Genomic DNA, 15,280 nt, shown 5'->3' on the forward strand with positions numbered 1-15,280 from the left:
CATTGCTCCCGCCGCCCGTCACCGCCCCCGGCCGGCGCAGCGTGGGACCATCGACGGCGTATCCCACACCGCGAAGGAGAGCGTGCGATGGCCACCAAGCCGCCCAAGGGCGATCCGGTTCAGGACGCGCCGCAGGTCGCCGAACCGCAGCACGCGGCGGCGGGACTCGCGGCCGTCGGCCACACCCTGCGCGTCGCCCAGCGGCAGATGGGCGTGCGAAGGACCGCGCTGACGCTGCTGCGCGTCAACCAGAAGGACGGCTTCGACTGCCCGGGCTGCGCCTGGCCCGAGGGGGACCACCGGCACACGGCGGAGTTCTGCGAGAACGGCGCCAAGGCGGTGGCCGAGGAGGCCACCCTGCGCCGCGTCACCCCCGAGTTCTTCGCCGCGCACTCCGTCGCCGACCTCGCCGGCCGCAGCGGCTACTGGCTGGGCCAGCAGGGACGCCTGACCCACCCCATGTACCTGCCCGAGGGCGGCGACCACTACGAGCCGGTCACCTGGGAGCGCGCCTTCGGCATCGTCGCCGAGGAGATCGCCGCCCTCTCCTCCCCCGACGAGGCCGTCTTCTACACCTCCGGCCGCACCAGCAACGAGGCGGCCTTCCTCTACCAGCTGTTCGCCCGCGAACTGGGCACCAACAACCTGCCCGACTGCTCCAACATGTGCCACGAGTCCTCCGGCTCGGCACTGTCGGAGACCATCGGCGTCGGCAAGGGCAGCGTCCTGCTGGAGGACCTCCACAAGGCCGACCTGATCATCGTCGCCGGCCAGAACCCGGGCACCAACCACCCCCGCATGCTCGCCGCGCTGGAGAAGGCCAAGGCGGGCGGCGCGAAGATCATCAGCGTCAATCCGCTGCCCGAGGCCGGCCTGGAGCGCTTCAAGAACCCGCAGACCCCGCAGGGCATCCTCAAGGGCACCGCCCTCACCGACCTGTTCCTGCAGATCCGCATCGGCGGCGACCAGGCCCTCTTCCGCCTCCTGAACAAGCTGATCCTCGACGCCGACGGCGCCGTCGACGAGGACTTCGTCCGCGAACACACCCACGGCTACGAGGAGTTCGCCGAGGCGGCCCGCGCCGCCGACTGGGACGAGACGCTCACCGCCACCGGCCTGACCCGCGAGGAGATCGACCAGGCCCTCGGCATGGTCCTTGCCTCCCGGCGCACGATCGTCTGCTGGGCCATGGGCCTCACCCAGCACAAGCACTCCGTGCCGACCATCCGCGAGATCGTCAACTTCCTCCTCCTGCGCGGCAACATCGGCCGCCCCGGCGCGGGCGTGTGCCCGGTCCGCGGCCACTCCAACGTGCAGGGCGACCGCACCATGGGCATCTTCGAACGCCCCGCCCCCGCCTTCCTGGACGCCCTGGAACGCGAGTTCGGCTTCACGCCCCCGCGCGAGCACGGCTACGACGTGGTCCGCGCCATCCGCGCCCTGCGCGACGGCGAGGCGAAGGTGTTCTTCGCCATGGGCGGCAACTTCGTGGCCGCCTCCCCCGACACCGAGGTCACCGAGGCGGCGATGCGCCGCGCCCGCCTCACCGTGCACGTCTCCACCAAGCTCAACCGCTCCCACGCCGTCACCGGCGCCCGCGCCCTCATCCTGCCCACCCTCGGCCGCACCGAGCGCGACGTGCAGGCCGGCGGCGAGCAGTTCGTCACCGTCGAGGACTCCATGGGCATGGTGCACGCCTCCCGCGGCCGCCTGGAGCCGGCGAGCGGGCACCTGCTGTCGGAGCCCGCCATCGTCTGCCGCCTGGCCCGCCGCGTGCTCGGCGACCGAACCGTCGTCCCCTGGGAAGACTTCGAGCAGGACTACGCCACCGTCCGCGACCGCATCGCGCGCGTGATCCCCGGCTTCGAGGACTTCAACGCGCGCGTGGCCCGCCCCGGCGGCTTCGCGCTCCCGCACGCCCCGCGCGACGAACGCCGCTTCCCCACGGCCACCGGCAAGGCCAACTTCACCGCGGCCCCCGTCGAGTACCCCCGCCTCCCCGAGGGCCGCCTGCTGTTGCAGACCCTCCGCTCGCACGACCAGTACAACACCACGATCTACGGCCTCGACGACCGCTACCGCGGCATCCGGAACGGCCGCCGCGTCGTCCTCGTCAACCCCGACGACGCCCGCCGCCTGTCCCTCGCCGACGGTGACCACGTCGACCTGGTCGGCGAATGGCAGGACGGCGTCGAGCGGCGGGCCCCCGGCTTCCGGGTCGTGCACTACCCCACCGCCCGCGGCTGCGCCGCCGCCTACTACCCGGAGACCAACGTCCTGGTCCCCCTCGACGCCACCGCCGACGTCAGCAACACCCCGGCCAGCAAGTCCGTCGTAGTGCGTCTGGAACAATCGGCGACCGACTGAGCGTTTGCTCAGCCGCAGACAGCCGATCAAGACGAACGGAGCCCGGCGCCATGGGCGAGCAGCAGCACGTGAAATTCCCGCAAGAGGTCGTCGACGAGTACGCCGCCCTGGGCGTCGACCTGCAGGCTCTGTTCTCCGCGGGCCACCTCGGCAACCGGATGGGCGTCCAGATCCTGGAGGCCTCCGCGGACCGCGTCGTCGGCACCATGCCGGTGGAGGGCAACACCCAGCCCTACGGCCTGCTGCACGGCGGCGCGTCCGCGGTCCTGGCCGAGACCCTGGGCTCCGTCGGATCGATGCTCCACGGAGGCAGCTCCAAGATCGCCGTGGGCGTCGACCTCAACTGCACGCACCACCGGGGAGTCCGCTCCGGCCTGGTCACCGGCGTCGCCACCCCCGTGCACCGGGGCCGCTCGACGGCGACGTACGAGATCGTCATCAGCGACGAGGAGGACCGCCGCGTGTGCACCGCCCGCCTGACCTGCATGCTGCGCAGCACGGAAGGCTGAGCCCGCACCCGCCCACGGCGGAACCCTCCCCCGCCGTGGGCGCCACGCCCCCGAACCCGCACAAGCGCCGTCCGCGACGCCGCGTTCACCGCCGCACGCACCCCTGGTGGAACCGAGACCCCGCGCCGGAATGCGGACCCTCCCTTTCTCGACGTAACGCTGCGTAACACACGCGCAATACAAGAGCACGCTTTCATCTTCGGCGGCGCATACTCCCGCGACCTTTCCGAGCTCCTTCCGGCCATCCGGGACGCGACAACCGACCGACCCCGCCCACGGCCAACCGGAAGTGCGGGTTCTCACAATGCGGACTGAAGGGAAAATCCGCCAAAACGGCCGAGACGGCATTTCCCCCCGGCCCGCCCCGCACCCCGGCATAACAAGAAAGTCACAAGCCAGCGCACGGCGATGCCCCTGCCCACAGACCGGGCTTAGAGTCACGGCCAGTCACCGCTCCATCGGGAGTTCGGTACCAGCGCGGCACCACCGCCCCCACCGGGGCGGGCCCGCCTGCGGAAAGGACTGATTGTGCGACAGCGTTCCTTGGTGATACTTACCTCCGTTCTTGCGACCGGAGCTCTGACACTCACCGCCTGCGGCTCCCGAGACGACAGCGGTGACAAGAACGACAGCGGGTCCTCCACCACCTTCACGATCGGCGTCGACGCCCCCCTCTCCGGCGAGAACTCCACCACCGGTCTGGGCATCCAGTACGGCGTCCAGGTCGCCGTCGACGACGCCAACAAGAACAACTGGGTCCCCGGCGTGAAGTTCAAGGTCGAGGCGCTGGACGACAAGGCCCAGCCCGCCAACGGCCAGCAGAACGCCACCAAGCTCGTCGGCGACAAGACCGTCGTCGGCGCCGTCGGCCCCCTGAACTCCGGCGTCGCCCAGTCGATGCAGCAGGTGTTCGCCTCCGCCGACATGGTCGAGATCTCCCCCTCGAACACCAACCCCGAGCTGACCCAGGGCAAGAACTGGCAGACGGACAAGAAGCGGCCGTACAAGACGTACTTCCGCACCGCCACCACCGACGAGCTGCAGGGCAGCTTCGCCGCCGACTACGCCGCCAACAACCTCAAGAAGAAGAAGGCGTTCGTCGTCGACGACAAGCAGACCTACGGCGCCGGCCTGGCCAAGATCTTCGGCGAGCAGTTCAAGAAGCTCGGCGGCAAGGTCGTCCAGACCGACCACGTCAACACCGGCGACAAGGACTTCGGCTCCCTCGTCACCAAGATCAAGAACTCCGGCGCCGACCTGCTCTACTACGGCGGCCAGTACGACGAGTCCGCGCTGATCACCAAGCAGCTCAAGGACGCCGGCGTCAAGATCCCGCTGTTCGGCGGCGACGGCATGTTCGCCACCACCTACATCGACGTCGCCGGCAAGGCCGCCGCGGGCGACCTCGTCACCTCCGTCGGTGTCCCCGTCGACACCCTGCCCGCCGCCAAGCAGTTCGTCGAGACCTACAAGGCCAAGGGCTACAAGGGCGACTACGGCGCCTACGGCGGCTACTCCTACGACGCCGCCACCGCCATCATCAAGGCCGTGAAGGCCGTCAAGGACGCCAACGGCGGCAAGCTGCCCAGCGACATCAACGACCTGCGCTCCAAGGTCGTCGAGGAGGTCCAGAAGTCGGACTTCCAGGGCATCACCGGCAAGGTCTCCTTCGACGAGTACGGCGACACCGGCAACAAGCAGCTCACGGTCTACCAGGTCGAGAACGGCGAGTGGAAGGCAGTGCACTCGGGCACCGCGAACCTCGGCTGACCCCACTCCCGGCAAGACCGCACCACGGGCCGCGCGGAAGGAGGACCCCGACCGCGCGGCCCGTTTCCACACCCCCACCCGGCACACGACCAGTGCACACAGCAACTGAATCTGTGCACCAAGACCACCAGCGACATGGAGGCCACGCGGTGAACACCCTGCCGCAGCAGCTGGCCAACGGGCTGCTCCTCGGCTCGATGTACGGGCTGATCGCCATCGGCTACACGATGGTGTACGGCATCGTCCAGCTCATCAACTTCGCGCACGGCGAGATCTTCATGACCGGGGCCTTCGGCGCCCTCACGGTCTACCTCTACATCCTGCCCGACGGCACCCCCATGGCCGCCGCCATCCCCCTGATGCTGATCGGCGGCGCCATCGTCGCCGTCCTCATCGCGGTCGGAGCGGAACGGTTCGCCTACCGGCCACTGCGCGGAGCACCACGCCTGGCACCCCTCATCACCGCCATCGGCCTCTCCCTCGCGCTGCAGGAGGTCGTCCGCAACTTCTACCCCGACGCCGACAAGGCCCGCTCCTTCCCCGGCCTCGACGCCACCCACGACATCGGCTCCGTCACCGTCAAGGACGCCGACATCTTCCTCATCGTGGCCGCCGTCATCTGCATGTCCGCCCTCGCCTGGTTCGTCCGCAAGAGCCGCACCGGCCGCGCCATGCAGGCCACCGCCCAGGACCCCGACACCGCACAGCTCATGGGCATCGACACCAACCGCATCATCGTGATCGCCTTCGCGATCGGCGGATTCTTCGCCGCCGTCGCCGCCCTCTCCTTCGGCCTCAAGTACGGCAGCATCGACTACCGCATGGGCTTCCTGATGGGCCTGAAGGCCTTCACCGCCGCCGTCCTCGGCGGCATCGGCAACATCTACGGCGCCATGCTCGGCGGCGTCGTCCTCGGCATCGCCGAAACCCTCGCCTCCGCCTACATCAACGACATCCCCGGCATGCAGCAGCTCGGCGGCCAGAGCTGGGCCAACGTCTGGGCCTTCGTTCTCCTCATCCTCGTGCTCCTCTTCAGGCCACAGGGCCTGCTCGGCGAGCGCGTCGCGGACAGGGCGTGATCACATGACCGAGACGACCAAGACCCCCGCCACCCCGCCCGCGGACGCGGTACCCGCACCCGAACCCCGCGGACTCCTCCCGCTGCCCCTCGCGGCAGCCCGCGCGCTGCTGCTCGCCGGCGGCATCGCCACCGCCGCGTCCACCTTCCTGGCCTGGACCTGGACCTCCGACTTCCCCGGCGACCTCACCGTCACCGGCTACCCCGGCGGCCTGCAGTGGCTGACCTTCACCGCCGGCGTCCTCGTCGCCCTCTTCTCCCTCGCCGTCTACGGCGTCCGCGGACTGCGCTGGCTCGTCCCCGCCCGCAACAACGCCCCGCTCGTGCTCCTCGCCGTCGGCGCCTTCGGCGTCACCTGGTACACGATCATCTCCATCAGCGCCGAACTCGGCGGCCTCGCCAACCTCGAACCCGGCGGCTGGGTCGCCGCCGCGGCCTCCCTGCTGCCGCTCCTCGGCGCCCTCGCTCTGCCCGAGCACAAGCACGACAGCGGCAAGGAGACCTTCAAGGCCTACACCGCCAAACCCGACAGGATCCACGCCCCCCAGCCCGTCAGCGGCTGGATACAGCGCGCCGTCATCACCGCCATCACCGCCATCGGCCTCGGCGTCTTCACCTACGGCATCGACACCGAATACGGCGAGCTGTTCATCGGCTACCTCATCGTCGTCGTCTTCACCGTCTGGGCCCTGCACACCGCCGGCCTCCTCGACCGGTTCTCCCACATGGTCGCCGCCAACCGCAGCTTCACCCTCGCCATGGGCTTCCTCGCGGCCATCGCCTTCCCCTTCACCCAGAGCGACGACCACTACGCCAACATCGGCGTCAACATCCTCATCTTCGGCACCGTCGCCCTCGGCCTGAACATCGTCGTCGGCCTCGCCGGCCTCCTCGACCTCGGATACGTCGCCTTCCTCGGCGTCGGCGCCTACACCGCCGCCCTCGTCTCCGGCTCCGAGTTCTCCAAGTTCTCCGGCGTCCAGTTCCCCTTCTGGGCCGCCGCTCTCACCGGCGCCGCCGCATCCCTGGTCTTCGGCGTCCTCATCGGCGCCCCCACCCTGCGACTGCGCGGCGACTACCTCGCCATCGTCACCCTCGGCTTCGGAGAGATCTTCCGCATCGCCGTCAACAACATGGACGGCGACTCCGGACCCGACCTCACCAACGGCCCCAACGGCATCCCCGCCATCCCCGACCTGGACCTCTTCGGCTTCAAGTTCGGAGAGGCCCACGACATCGGCGGGATCACCCTCGGCCGCTTCGCCAACTACTACCTCCTCATGGTCCTGATCATGGCCATCGTGGTCCTGGTCTACACCCGCGCCGCCGACTCCCGCATCGGCCGCTCCTGGATCGCCATCCGCGAGGACGAGACCGCCGCCACCGCCATGGGCATCAACGGCTTCCGCGTCAAACTCATCGCCTTCGCCCTCGGCGCCTCCCTCGCCGGCCTCGCCGGCACCGTCAGCGCCCACGTCACCTACAGCGTGGTCCCCAACCCCTACCAGTTCGCCGGCTCCACCCCGCCCAACTCGGCGTTCCTCCTCGCCGCCGTCGTCCTCGGCGGCATGGGCACCGTCGCCGGCCCGCTGCTCGGCGCCGCCCTGCTCTACCTGCTCCCCGAGAAGCTCGACTTCCTCCAGGACAAGTCGCTTCTCGCCTTCGGCATCGCGCTCATCCTCCTGATGCGCTTCCGCCCCGAAGGCATCATCGCCAACCGACGCCGCCAGCTCGAATTCCACGAGACCGGCCAACTCGACGTACCAGAGACCGAGACGCTGACCGACGAACCGGCCGTCACCAAGGCAGGGGCGTAAAGAACCATGACGACACCCGTACTCGAAGCCCGCGACGTGGTACTCGAAGCCCGCGACGTCACCATGCGCTTCGGCGGCCTCACCGCCGTCCGCTCCGTCGACTTCACGGTCAACAGCGGCGAGATCGTCGGCCTCATCGGCCCCAACGGCGCCGGAAAGACAACGTTCTTCAACTGCCTCACCGGCCTGTACGTCCCCACCGAGGGCACCGTCTCCTACAAGGGCACCGTCCTGCCGCCCAAGCCCCACCTGGTGACCAAGGCCGGCATCGCCCGCACCTTCCAGAACATCCGCCTGTTCGCCAACATGACGGTCCTCGAGAACGTCCTCGTCGGCCGCCACACCCGCACCAAGGAAGGCCTCTGGTCCGCCCTGCTGCGCGGCCCCGGCTTCAAGAAGGCCGAAAAGGCGAGCGAGGAACGCGCCATGGAACTCCTGGAGTTCATCGGCCTCGCCCACAAGCGCGACCACCTCGCCCGCAACCTCCCCTACGGCGAGCAGCGCAAGCTGGAGATCGCACGAGCCCTGGCGAGCGAACCCGGACTGCTGCTCCTGGACGAGCCGACGGCCGGCATGAACCCGCAGGAGACCCGGGCCACCGAGGAACTCGTCTTCGCCATCCGCGACATGGGCATCGCCGTCCTCGTCATCGAGCACGACATGCGCTTCATCTTCAACCTCTGCGACCGCGTCGCCGTCCTCGTCCAGGGCGAGAAGCTCGTCGAGGGCACCTCCGAGGTCGTGCAGGCCGACGAACGCGTCGTCGCCGCCTACCTCGGCGAACCCTTCGAGGGCGAGCCGGCAGAGGACAGCACCGCCGGCACCACCAAGGGAGAAGCCCAGTGACCGCACTTCTCGAGGTCGAGGACCTCCGGGTCGCCTACGGCAAGATCGAAGCCGTCAAGGGCATCTCCTTCACCGTCGAAGCCGGCCAGGTGGTCACCCTCATCGGCACCAACGGCGCCGGCAAGACCACCACCCTGCGCACCCTCTCCGGACTCCTCAAGCCCAGCTCCGGAAAGATCATCTTCGACGGCCGGCCCCTGAACGGCGTACCCGCCCACAAGATCGTCGCCCTCGGACTCGCCCACTCCCCCGAAGGCCGGCACATCTTCCCCCGCCTGTCCATCGAGGAGAACCTCCAGCTCGGCGCCTTCCTCCGCAAGGACAAGGAAGGCATCGACAAGGACATACAGCGCGCCTACGACCTCTTCCCCATCCTCGGGGAACGCCGCAAGCAGGCCGCGGGCACCCTCTCCGGCGGCGAACAGCAGATGCTCGCCATGGGCAGGGCCCTGATGTCCCAGCCGAAACTGCTCATGCTCGACGAACCCTCCATGGGCCTCTCGCCGATCATGATGCAGAAGATCATGTCGACCATCGTCGAACTGAAGTCCCAGGGCACCACCATCCTGCTCGTCGAGCAGAACGCCCAGGCCGCCCTGTCGCTCGCCGACCAGGGCCACGTGATGGAGGTCGGCAACATCGTCCTGTCCGGCACCGGACAGGACCTCCTGCACGACGAATCCGTCCGCAAGGCCTACCTCGGCGAGGACTGACCCGCCCGACGGCCGCACCGCACCGCACGACGAGGCCCGCGCCCCTGTCATACAGGGACGCGGGCCTCGCGTCGTCTCACCGACTCACCGGCTGACCAGCCCGCCCGGGCTCAGCCCTTGGCCGCCTTCTTCTCCTCGGCGTCCTGGATGACCGCCTCGGCCACCTGCTGCATCGACATCCGGCGGTCCATCGACGTCTTCTGGATCCACCGGAACGCGGCCGGCTCCGTCAGCCCGTACTCCGTCTGCAGGACCGACTTCGCCCGGTCCACCAGCTTCCGGGTCTCCAGCCGCTGGGTGAGGTCGGCGACCTCCTTCTCCAGCTCCTTCAGCTCGGTGAAGCGGGAGACGGCCATCTCGATCGCCGGCACCACGTCGCTCTTGCTGAACGGCTTCACCAGATACGCCATCGCGCCCGCGTCCCGGGCCCGCTCGACGAGGTCGCGCTGCGAGAAGGCGGTGAGCATCAGCACCGGGGCGATGCGCTCCTCGGCGATCTTCTCGGCCGCCGAGATGCCGTCCATCTTCGGCATCTTCACATCGAGGATCACCAGGTCCGGCTGGTGCTCGCGGGCGAGCTCGATCGCCTGCTCGCCGTCACCCGCCTCACCGACGACGCTGTAGCCCTCCTCCTCCAGCATTTCCTTGAGGTCGAGCCGGATCAGTGCCTCGTCCTCGGCGATGACGACACGGGTCGTCAGCGGAGGCACGTGCGACTTGTCGTCGTCGGGCGCGTCTACGGGCTGGGGCGACTCGGGGGCGGTCACGGGGGCTCCTCGTTCAGGGCAGGGGTACTGCTGACAAGAGCCTACCTAGCTGCGGTAAGGTAGGGCACGGCGGGTGACCGTCAACCTTCGTTTTAGAGGAAGCCCCGGTAGTCCAGCGGGAGAGACACGGTGCTCAAACCACCGACAGCGTGGGTTCGAATCCCACCCGGGGCACTTTTCCTTCGATTTGAAGGTCGCCTCTGGAAGCGGACGCGCACGTTCTCGTGAACGTGCGCTTTTTGCTGCGTGTCGCCGCGGCCCCCCTCCCAAGCTGCTCACATGTACGACGTCAGCACACGCAAGCGGGCACTCGCGCTGGTCGAGCAGGGCCGCAGCCTCAACTCCGTGAGCCGGGAGACGGGCATCTCCCGGGCCGCCATCCGGTCGTGGCGAGTCCGCCTGGAACCCCTGCCCCGCATGACGGCCACCGCCGCCCCTGAGCCGCCCGCCGACGAACACGCCTACGCCTACCTCCTCGGGCTCTACCTCGGCGACGGCTGCATCAGCCCCCACCTGCGCACCGGCTACTACCTCAGGATCGCGTGCGCCGACGCGTGGCCGGGGCTCATCGAACAGTGCCGGGAGGCCATCCTCCGGGTGCGGCCCGCCGCCCATGTCTACCTCCTGCAGAGGGAGGGCTGCACCGCGGTGACCAGCTACTACAGGCACTGGCCCGCCCTCTTCCCGCAGCACGGCCCCGGCAAGAAGCACGAGCGGCGGATCGTGCTCGAGCCCTGGCAGCAGGCGATCGTCGACGCCCACCCGTGGGAGTTCGTCCGGGGGCTGATTCACTCCGACGGGTGCCGGATCACGAACTGGACGACCCGTATGGTCGCCGGTGAGCGCAAGCGCTACGAATACCCGCGGTACTTCTTCACCAACGCCTCCGCCGACATCCGCCGGCTCTGTACCGACACCCTCGACAAACTCGGCGTGGGGTGGACGTACTGCACCCGCAACGGCGTCCCGTTCAACATCTCCGTCGCCCGGAAAGCCTCCGTCGCCCTCATGGACGCGCACGTGGGCCCCAAGTACTGATGCCGCCGGCTACCCCGCGGTGTCGTCCTCGCCGATGCGGCGGACGCGGAGCATGTTGGTGGAGCCGGAGACGCCGGGGGGTGAGCCGGCGGTGATGACGACGACATCGCCGGGTTCGCAGCGGCCGTACTTCAGGAGGAGCTCGTCGACCTGGTCGACCATCGCGTCGGTGGAGTCGACGTGCGGGCCGAGGAAGGTCTCCACGCCCCAGGTGAGGCTGAGTTGGGAGCGGGTGGCCGGCTCGGGGGTGAAGGCGAGGAGGGGGATCGGGGAGCGGTAGCGGGACAGGCGGCGGGCGGTGTCGCCGGACTGGGTGAAGGCGACGAGGAACTTCGCGCCGAGGAAGTCGCCGGTCTCGGCCGCCGCGCGGGCCACCGCGCCGCCCTGGGTGCGGGGCTTGTTGTGTTCGGTCAGCGGCGACAGGCCCTTGGCGAGGATGTCCTCCTCGGCCGCTTCGACGATCTTCGCCATGGTCCGGACGGTCTCGACCGGGTATTTGCCGACGCTGGTCTCGCCGGAGAGCATCACGGCGTCGGTTCCGTCGATGACGGCGTTGGCGACGTCGCTGGCCTCGGCCCTGGTGGGGCGGGAGTTGTCGATCATCGAGTCGAGCATCTGGGTGGCGACGATGACCGGTTTGGCGTTCCGCTTGGCGACTTTGACGGCGCGTTTCTGGACGACGGGGACGTGTTCGAGGGGCATTTCGACGCCGAGGTCGCCGCGGGCGACCATGATGCCGTCGAAGGCGTCGACGATGTCGTCGATGGCGTCGACGGCCTGGGGTTTCTCGATCTTGGCGATGACGGGGAGGCGGCGGCCTTCCTCGTCCATGATGCGGTGCACGTCCTCGATGTCGCGGCCGCTGCGGACGAAGGAGAGGGCGATGATGTCGAATCCGGTGCGCAGGGCCCAGCGCAGGTCTGCTTCGTCCTTGTCGGAGAGGGCGGGGACGGAGACGGCGACTCCGGGGAGGTTGAGGCCCTTGTGGTCGGAGACCATGCCTCCTTCGACGACGAGGGTGTGGACGCGGGGGCCGTCGACGGAGGTGACTTCGAGGCAGACCTTGCCGTCGTCGACGAGGATGCGTTCGCCGGGGGTGACGTCGGCGGCGAGGCCGGTGTAGGTGGTGCCGCAGGTCTGGCGGTCGCCTTCGGCGCCTTCTTCGACGGTGATGGTGAAGGTGTCGCCGCGCTCGAGGAGGACGGGGCCTTCGGTGAAGCGGCCGAGGCGGATCTTCGGGCCCTGGAGGTCGGCGAGGATTCCGACGCTGCGGCCGGTTTCGTCGGCGGCCTTGCGTACGTGCTGGTAGCGCTCCTCGTGTTCGGCGTAGTCGCCGTGGCTGAGGTTGAAGCGGGCGACGTCCATTCCGGCTTCGACGAGTGCCTTGATCCGGTCGTACGAGTCGGTGGCGGGGCCCAGGGTGCAGACGATTTTCGCTCGGCGCATGGTTCGAGCCTAGGGCTTACCGGTTGGTAGCGGCTCGGCCCGGCGTGTCGGCCCAACGACCTTTGGGTGAAGGGTTGTTGATGGGTGTTGATGTGTGCGGTGGGGTGCTCGGACGAGCGGTTCAGAGGCGGGGCGGCGCCATGGTGAAGCGGGCGTTGACGGCGGCGTGGACGTGTTGCCGCTGGGGTTCGAGGTCGAGTGCGGGGGCGGTGTCCTCGGCGGCCGCGGCGTAGGCCATGGAGCGCATGCGGCCGGGTGCCTGGGGCTGGAGCGGGGTGTTCTCGGCGCCGATGTCGGCGAGTTCGACGAGGGCGGTGAGGATGGTGCCGAGTGCTTCGGCGTATTCGCGGGCGCGTCGGACCGCTTCGTGGACGGCTTGCTGCCGGGCTCGGCGGTGGGCGGGTGAGTCGGGGCGCAGGGCCCACCAGGGGCCGTCGACGCGGGTGAGGTCGAGGTCGGCGAGGCGGGTGGTGAGTTCGCCGAGGGCGGTGAAGTCGGTGAGTTCGGCGGTGATGTGGACGCGTCCGTGGTAGGCGTGGACGCGTTCGCCGCGGCCTTTGTCCTTGAGTTCGGGGCTGATGGTGAAGGCGCCGGTCTCCAGGTGTTCGACGGCGTCGCCGTAGCTCTTGAGGAGGTCGAGGACGGTGGTGTTGCGGCGGGTGAGGTCGTCGAGGGCGGCGGTGCGGTCCTTGCCGCGGGAGGCGACGGTGATGGTGATGCCGGCGGTCTCGGGGTCGACTTCGAGGTGGGCGTCGCCGCGGACGGCGAGGCGGGGCGCGTCGGGGGTGCCGTAGGGGACGGCGGGGCGGGGGCCGTCGGCGGGGTCGGCGGAGGGGGTGGTCATACGCCCCACTGTGTCAGGTGTTGGCCGGTTGTGTGCGGTGGTTGGCGCATCTTCGGTCACCAGATAGAAACCTGCGGACCCTGTTGCCGTCGGTCATGGACGGGTCAGAATCTACGCGCGTTGTTGATCCGTTCCCCGAGGAGACCCGGACATGCCTTTGAACCGTCGGAAGTTCCTGAAGAAGTCGGCCGTGACCGGGGCGGGGGTGGCGCTCGCGGGGACCGCGGCGGCGCCGGCGGCCCAGGCGGCGGAGGCGGCCAAGGCGCCGAGGCCCGCGAAGCGGTACTCGCTGACCGTCATGGGGACCACGGACCTGCACGGCCACATCTTCAACTGGGACTACTTCAAGGACGCGGAGTACGCGGACGCCAAGGGCAACGCGATGGGCCTGGCCCGTATCTCGACCCTGGTGAACCAGGTGCGCGAGGAGAAGGGCCGTCGCAACACGCTGCTGCTGGACGCGGGCGACACGATCCAGGGCACGCCGCTGACGTACTACTACGCGAAGGTCGACCCGATCACCGCCGAGGGCGGTCCGGTGCATCCGATGGCGCAGGCGATGAACGCCATCGGGTACGACGCGGTGGCGCTGGGCAACCACGAGTTCAACTACGGCATCGAGACGCTGCGGAAGTTCGAGCAGCAGTGCCGTTTCCCGCTGCTGGGCGCGAACGCGGTGGACGCCAAGACGCTGCGGCCGGCGTTCCCGCCGTACTTCATGAAGACGTTCCGCGTGCCGGGTCTGCCGCCGGTGCGGGTGGCCGTGCTGGGGCTGACGAACCCGGGCATCGCGATCTGGGACAAGGCTTATGTGCAGGGGAAGCTGGAGTTCCAGGGTCTGGAGGAGCAGGCCGCGAAGTGGGTGCCGAAGCTGCGGTCGATGGGCGCGGACGTGGTGGTGGTGTCGGCGCACTCGGGCACGTCGGGGACGTCGTCGTACGGTGACCAGGTGCCGTACGTGGAGAACGCGGCCGCGAACGTGGCGAAGCAGGTGCCGGGCATCGACGCGATCCTGGTCGGGCACGCGCACGTGGAGATCCCGGAGCTGAAGGTCGTCAACGAGAAGACGGGCAGGACGGTCGTGCTGTCGGAGCCGTTGTGCTACGCGGAGCGGCTGACCCTGTTCGATGTCGAGCTGGTGTTCAACAGGGGCAGGTGGGAGGTCGAGTCGGTGGCGGCCTCGCTGCGGAACTCGAACACGGTCGCCGACGACCCGGAGATCACCAAGCTGCTGACGGACGAGCACGCGAAGGTCGTCGCGTACGTCAACCAGGTGGTCGGCACGGCGACCGAGACGCTGACGACGGTGGAGGCCCGGTACAAGGACGCGCCGATCATCGATCTGATCACCAAGGTGCAGGAGGACGTGGTCAGGGCGGCGCTGGCGGGGACCGAGTACGCGTCGGTGCCGGTGATCGCGCAGGCGTCGCCGTTCTCGCGGACGTCGCAGATCCCGGCGGGCGATGTGACGATCCGGGACCTGTCGGGTCTGTACGTGTACGACAACACGCTGGTGGCGAAGCTGATGACGGGTGCGCAGATCCGGGCGTACCTGGAGTACTCGGCGGAGTACTTCGTGCAGACGGCCGCGGGTGCGGCGGTGGACGTGGAGAAGCTGACGAACGCGAACGGCCGCCCGGACTACAACTACGACTACGTGTCGGGTCTGCAGTACGACATCGACATCGCCCAGGCGGCGGGTTCGCGGATCAAGAACCTGTCGTACAACGGTGCGGCGCTGGACGACGCGCAGCAGTTCGTGCTGGCGGTGAACAACTACCGTGCGAACGGCGGTGGCGCGTTCCCGTACGTCGCCTCGGCGAAGGAGGTGTGGTCGGAGTCGACGGAGATCCGCACGCGGATCGCGGAGTGGGTGACCGCGAAGGGTGTGCTGGACCCGAAGGACTTCGCGTCGGTGGACTGGAAGCTGACGCGGGACGGCACGCCGGTGTTCTAGGGGCCGGCTTGTCGCGGGGGGGGGGGGGGGGGTGGTGGGCCCCCCCCCCCCCGGGGCCCCCCCCCCCCCGGGGGGCGCCACCCCGAACCCCACCCCCCCCGAGCCGGCGTCGGGGTAGTGGTGGAGCA

Annotated in this window: 12 protein-coding genes and 1 tRNA gene; 10 read left to right on the forward strand and 3 right to left on the reverse strand. The window is 69.2% G+C overall.

Annotation, left to right across the window (positions count from 1 at the left end):
* Positions 1-87: 87 nt before the first annotated feature.
* The 7 genes from ACH4ZX_RS30685 (at position 88) to ACH4ZX_RS30715 (ending at position 9,100) form a co-directional block, all read left to right on the forward strand.
* Entirely contained in the window at positions 88-2,367 is a 2,280-nt protein-coding gene (locus ACH4ZX_RS30685) for an FdhF/YdeP family oxidoreductase (protein ID WP_398279788.1), read from the forward strand.
* 50 nt (positions 2,368-2,417) lie between these two features.
* Positions 2,418-2,876, forward strand: coding sequence for a PaaI family thioesterase (locus ACH4ZX_RS30690; RefSeq protein WP_398279791.1), 459 nt, complete (start codon positions 2,418-2,420; stop codon positions 2,874-2,876).
* 543 nt (positions 2,877-3,419) lie between these two features.
* Positions 3,420-4,646 carry a branched-chain amino acid ABC transporter substrate-binding protein gene (locus tag ACH4ZX_RS30695; protein WP_398279892.1) on the forward strand — a complete coding sequence of 409 codons (1,227 nt, stop codon included), beginning with the start codon at positions 3,420-3,422 and terminating at the stop codon, positions 4,644-4,646.
* A 149-nt stretch (positions 4,647-4,795) separates the two neighbouring features.
* Positions 4,796-5,725: a branched-chain amino acid ABC transporter permease gene (locus tag ACH4ZX_RS30700; protein ID WP_398279794.1), complete on the forward strand. Its 930-nt coding sequence runs from the start codon at positions 4,796-4,798 to the stop codon at positions 5,723-5,725.
* 4 nt (positions 5,726-5,729) lie between these two features.
* Positions 5,730-7,541, forward strand: a complete 1,812-nt coding sequence (locus tag ACH4ZX_RS30705; RefSeq protein ID WP_398279797.1) for a branched-chain amino acid ABC transporter permease — start codon at positions 5,730-5,732, stop codon at positions 7,539-7,541.
* Between the two features lie 6 nt (positions 7,542-7,547).
* Positions 7,548-8,387, forward strand: a complete 840-nt coding sequence (locus tag ACH4ZX_RS30710) for an ABC transporter ATP-binding protein (RefSeq protein ID WP_398279800.1) — start codon at positions 7,548-7,550, stop codon at positions 8,385-8,387.
* Positions 8,384-9,100, forward strand: coding sequence for an ABC transporter ATP-binding protein (locus ACH4ZX_RS30715; protein WP_398279803.1), 717 nt, complete (start codon positions 8,384-8,386; stop codon positions 9,098-9,100). The genes ACH4ZX_RS30710 and ACH4ZX_RS30715 overlap by 4 nt, the downstream gene beginning before the upstream one ends.
* Before the next feature lie 110 nt (positions 9,101-9,210).
* On the opposite strand, the gene ACH4ZX_RS30720 is transcribed toward ACH4ZX_RS30715, so the two are convergent.
* A complete protein-coding gene (locus ACH4ZX_RS30720) occupies positions 9,211-9,867 on the reverse strand; it encodes an ANTAR domain-containing response regulator (protein WP_398279806.1) in 657 nt (218 codons plus the stop codon).
* A 101-nt stretch (positions 9,868-9,968) separates the two neighbouring features.
* Here ACH4ZX_RS30720 and ACH4ZX_RS30725 point away from each other — a divergent pair.
* Together ACH4ZX_RS30725 and ACH4ZX_RS30730 are read left to right on the forward strand one after the other, a co-directional pair.
* Positions 9,969-10,041, forward strand: a tRNA-Leu gene (locus tag ACH4ZX_RS30725).
* A 105-nt stretch (positions 10,042-10,146) separates the two neighbouring features.
* On the forward strand, positions 10,147-10,905 hold the full coding sequence (locus tag ACH4ZX_RS30730; RefSeq protein WP_398279809.1) for a helix-turn-helix domain-containing protein: 759 nt from the start codon (positions 10,147-10,149) through the stop codon (positions 10,903-10,905).
* 9 nt (positions 10,906-10,914) lie between these two features.
* Here ACH4ZX_RS30730 and pyk read toward each other — a convergent pair whose 3' ends face one another.
* The gene (pyk, locus tag ACH4ZX_RS30735; protein ID WP_398279812.1) at positions 10,915-12,351 is read right to left on the reverse strand and encodes a pyruvate kinase; all 1,437 of its coding nucleotides are present in this window, start codon (positions 12,349-12,351) and stop codon (positions 10,915-10,917) included.
* Between the two features lie 121 nt (positions 12,352-12,472).
* Complete coding sequence (locus ACH4ZX_RS30740) at positions 12,473-13,195, reverse strand: SIMPL domain-containing protein (protein ID WP_398279815.1); 723 nt, start codon at positions 13,193-13,195, stop codon at positions 12,473-12,475.
* 151 nt (positions 13,196-13,346) lie between these two features.
* Between ACH4ZX_RS30740 and ACH4ZX_RS30745 the strand changes: the two genes are divergently transcribed.
* The gene (locus ACH4ZX_RS30745) at positions 13,347-15,152 is read left to right on the forward strand and encodes a bifunctional metallophosphatase/5'-nucleotidase (RefSeq protein ID WP_398279818.1); all 1,806 of its coding nucleotides are present in this window, start codon (positions 13,347-13,349) and stop codon (positions 15,150-15,152) included.
* The last annotated feature ends 128 nt before the right edge of the window (positions 15,153-15,280 follow it).

The organism is Streptomyces sp. NPDC020490 (assembly GCF_044335305.1).
In the GTDB taxonomy this organism is placed as follows: Bacteria; Actinomycetota; Actinomycetes; order Streptomycetales; family Streptomycetaceae; genus Streptomyces.

What these genes read in the sequence shown, in the direction of transcription:
- pyk (WP_398279812.1), bottom strand. Translation starts at nt 12,351, where the DNA reads ATGCGCCGAGCGAAAATCGTCTGCACCCTGGGCCCCGCCACCGACTCG.
- ACH4ZX_RS30730 (WP_398279809.1), top strand. Translation starts at nt 10,147, where the DNA reads ATGTACGACGTCAGCACACGCAAGCGGGCACTCGCGCTGGTCGAGCAG.
- ACH4ZX_RS30740 (WP_398279815.1), bottom strand. Translation starts at nt 13,195, where the DNA reads ATGACCACCCCCTCCGCCGACCCCGCCGACGGCCCCCGCCCCGCCGTC.
- ACH4ZX_RS30705 (WP_398279797.1), top strand. Translation starts at nt 5,730, where the DNA reads ATGACCGAGACGACCAAGACCCCCGCCACCCCGCCCGCGGACGCGGTA.
- ACH4ZX_RS30745 (WP_398279818.1), top strand. Translation starts at nt 13,347, where the DNA reads ATGCCTTTGAACCGTCGGAAGTTCCTGAAGAAGTCGGCCGTGACCGGG.
- ACH4ZX_RS30710 (WP_398279800.1), top strand. Translation starts at nt 7,548, where the DNA reads ATGACGACACCCGTACTCGAAGCCCGCGACGTGGTACTCGAAGCCCGC.
- ACH4ZX_RS30690 (WP_398279791.1), top strand. Translation starts at nt 2,418, where the DNA reads ATGGGCGAGCAGCAGCACGTGAAATTCCCGCAAGAGGTCGTCGACGAG.
- ACH4ZX_RS30685 (WP_398279788.1), top strand. Translation starts at nt 88, where the DNA reads ATGGCCACCAAGCCGCCCAAGGGCGATCCGGTTCAGGACGCGCCGCAG.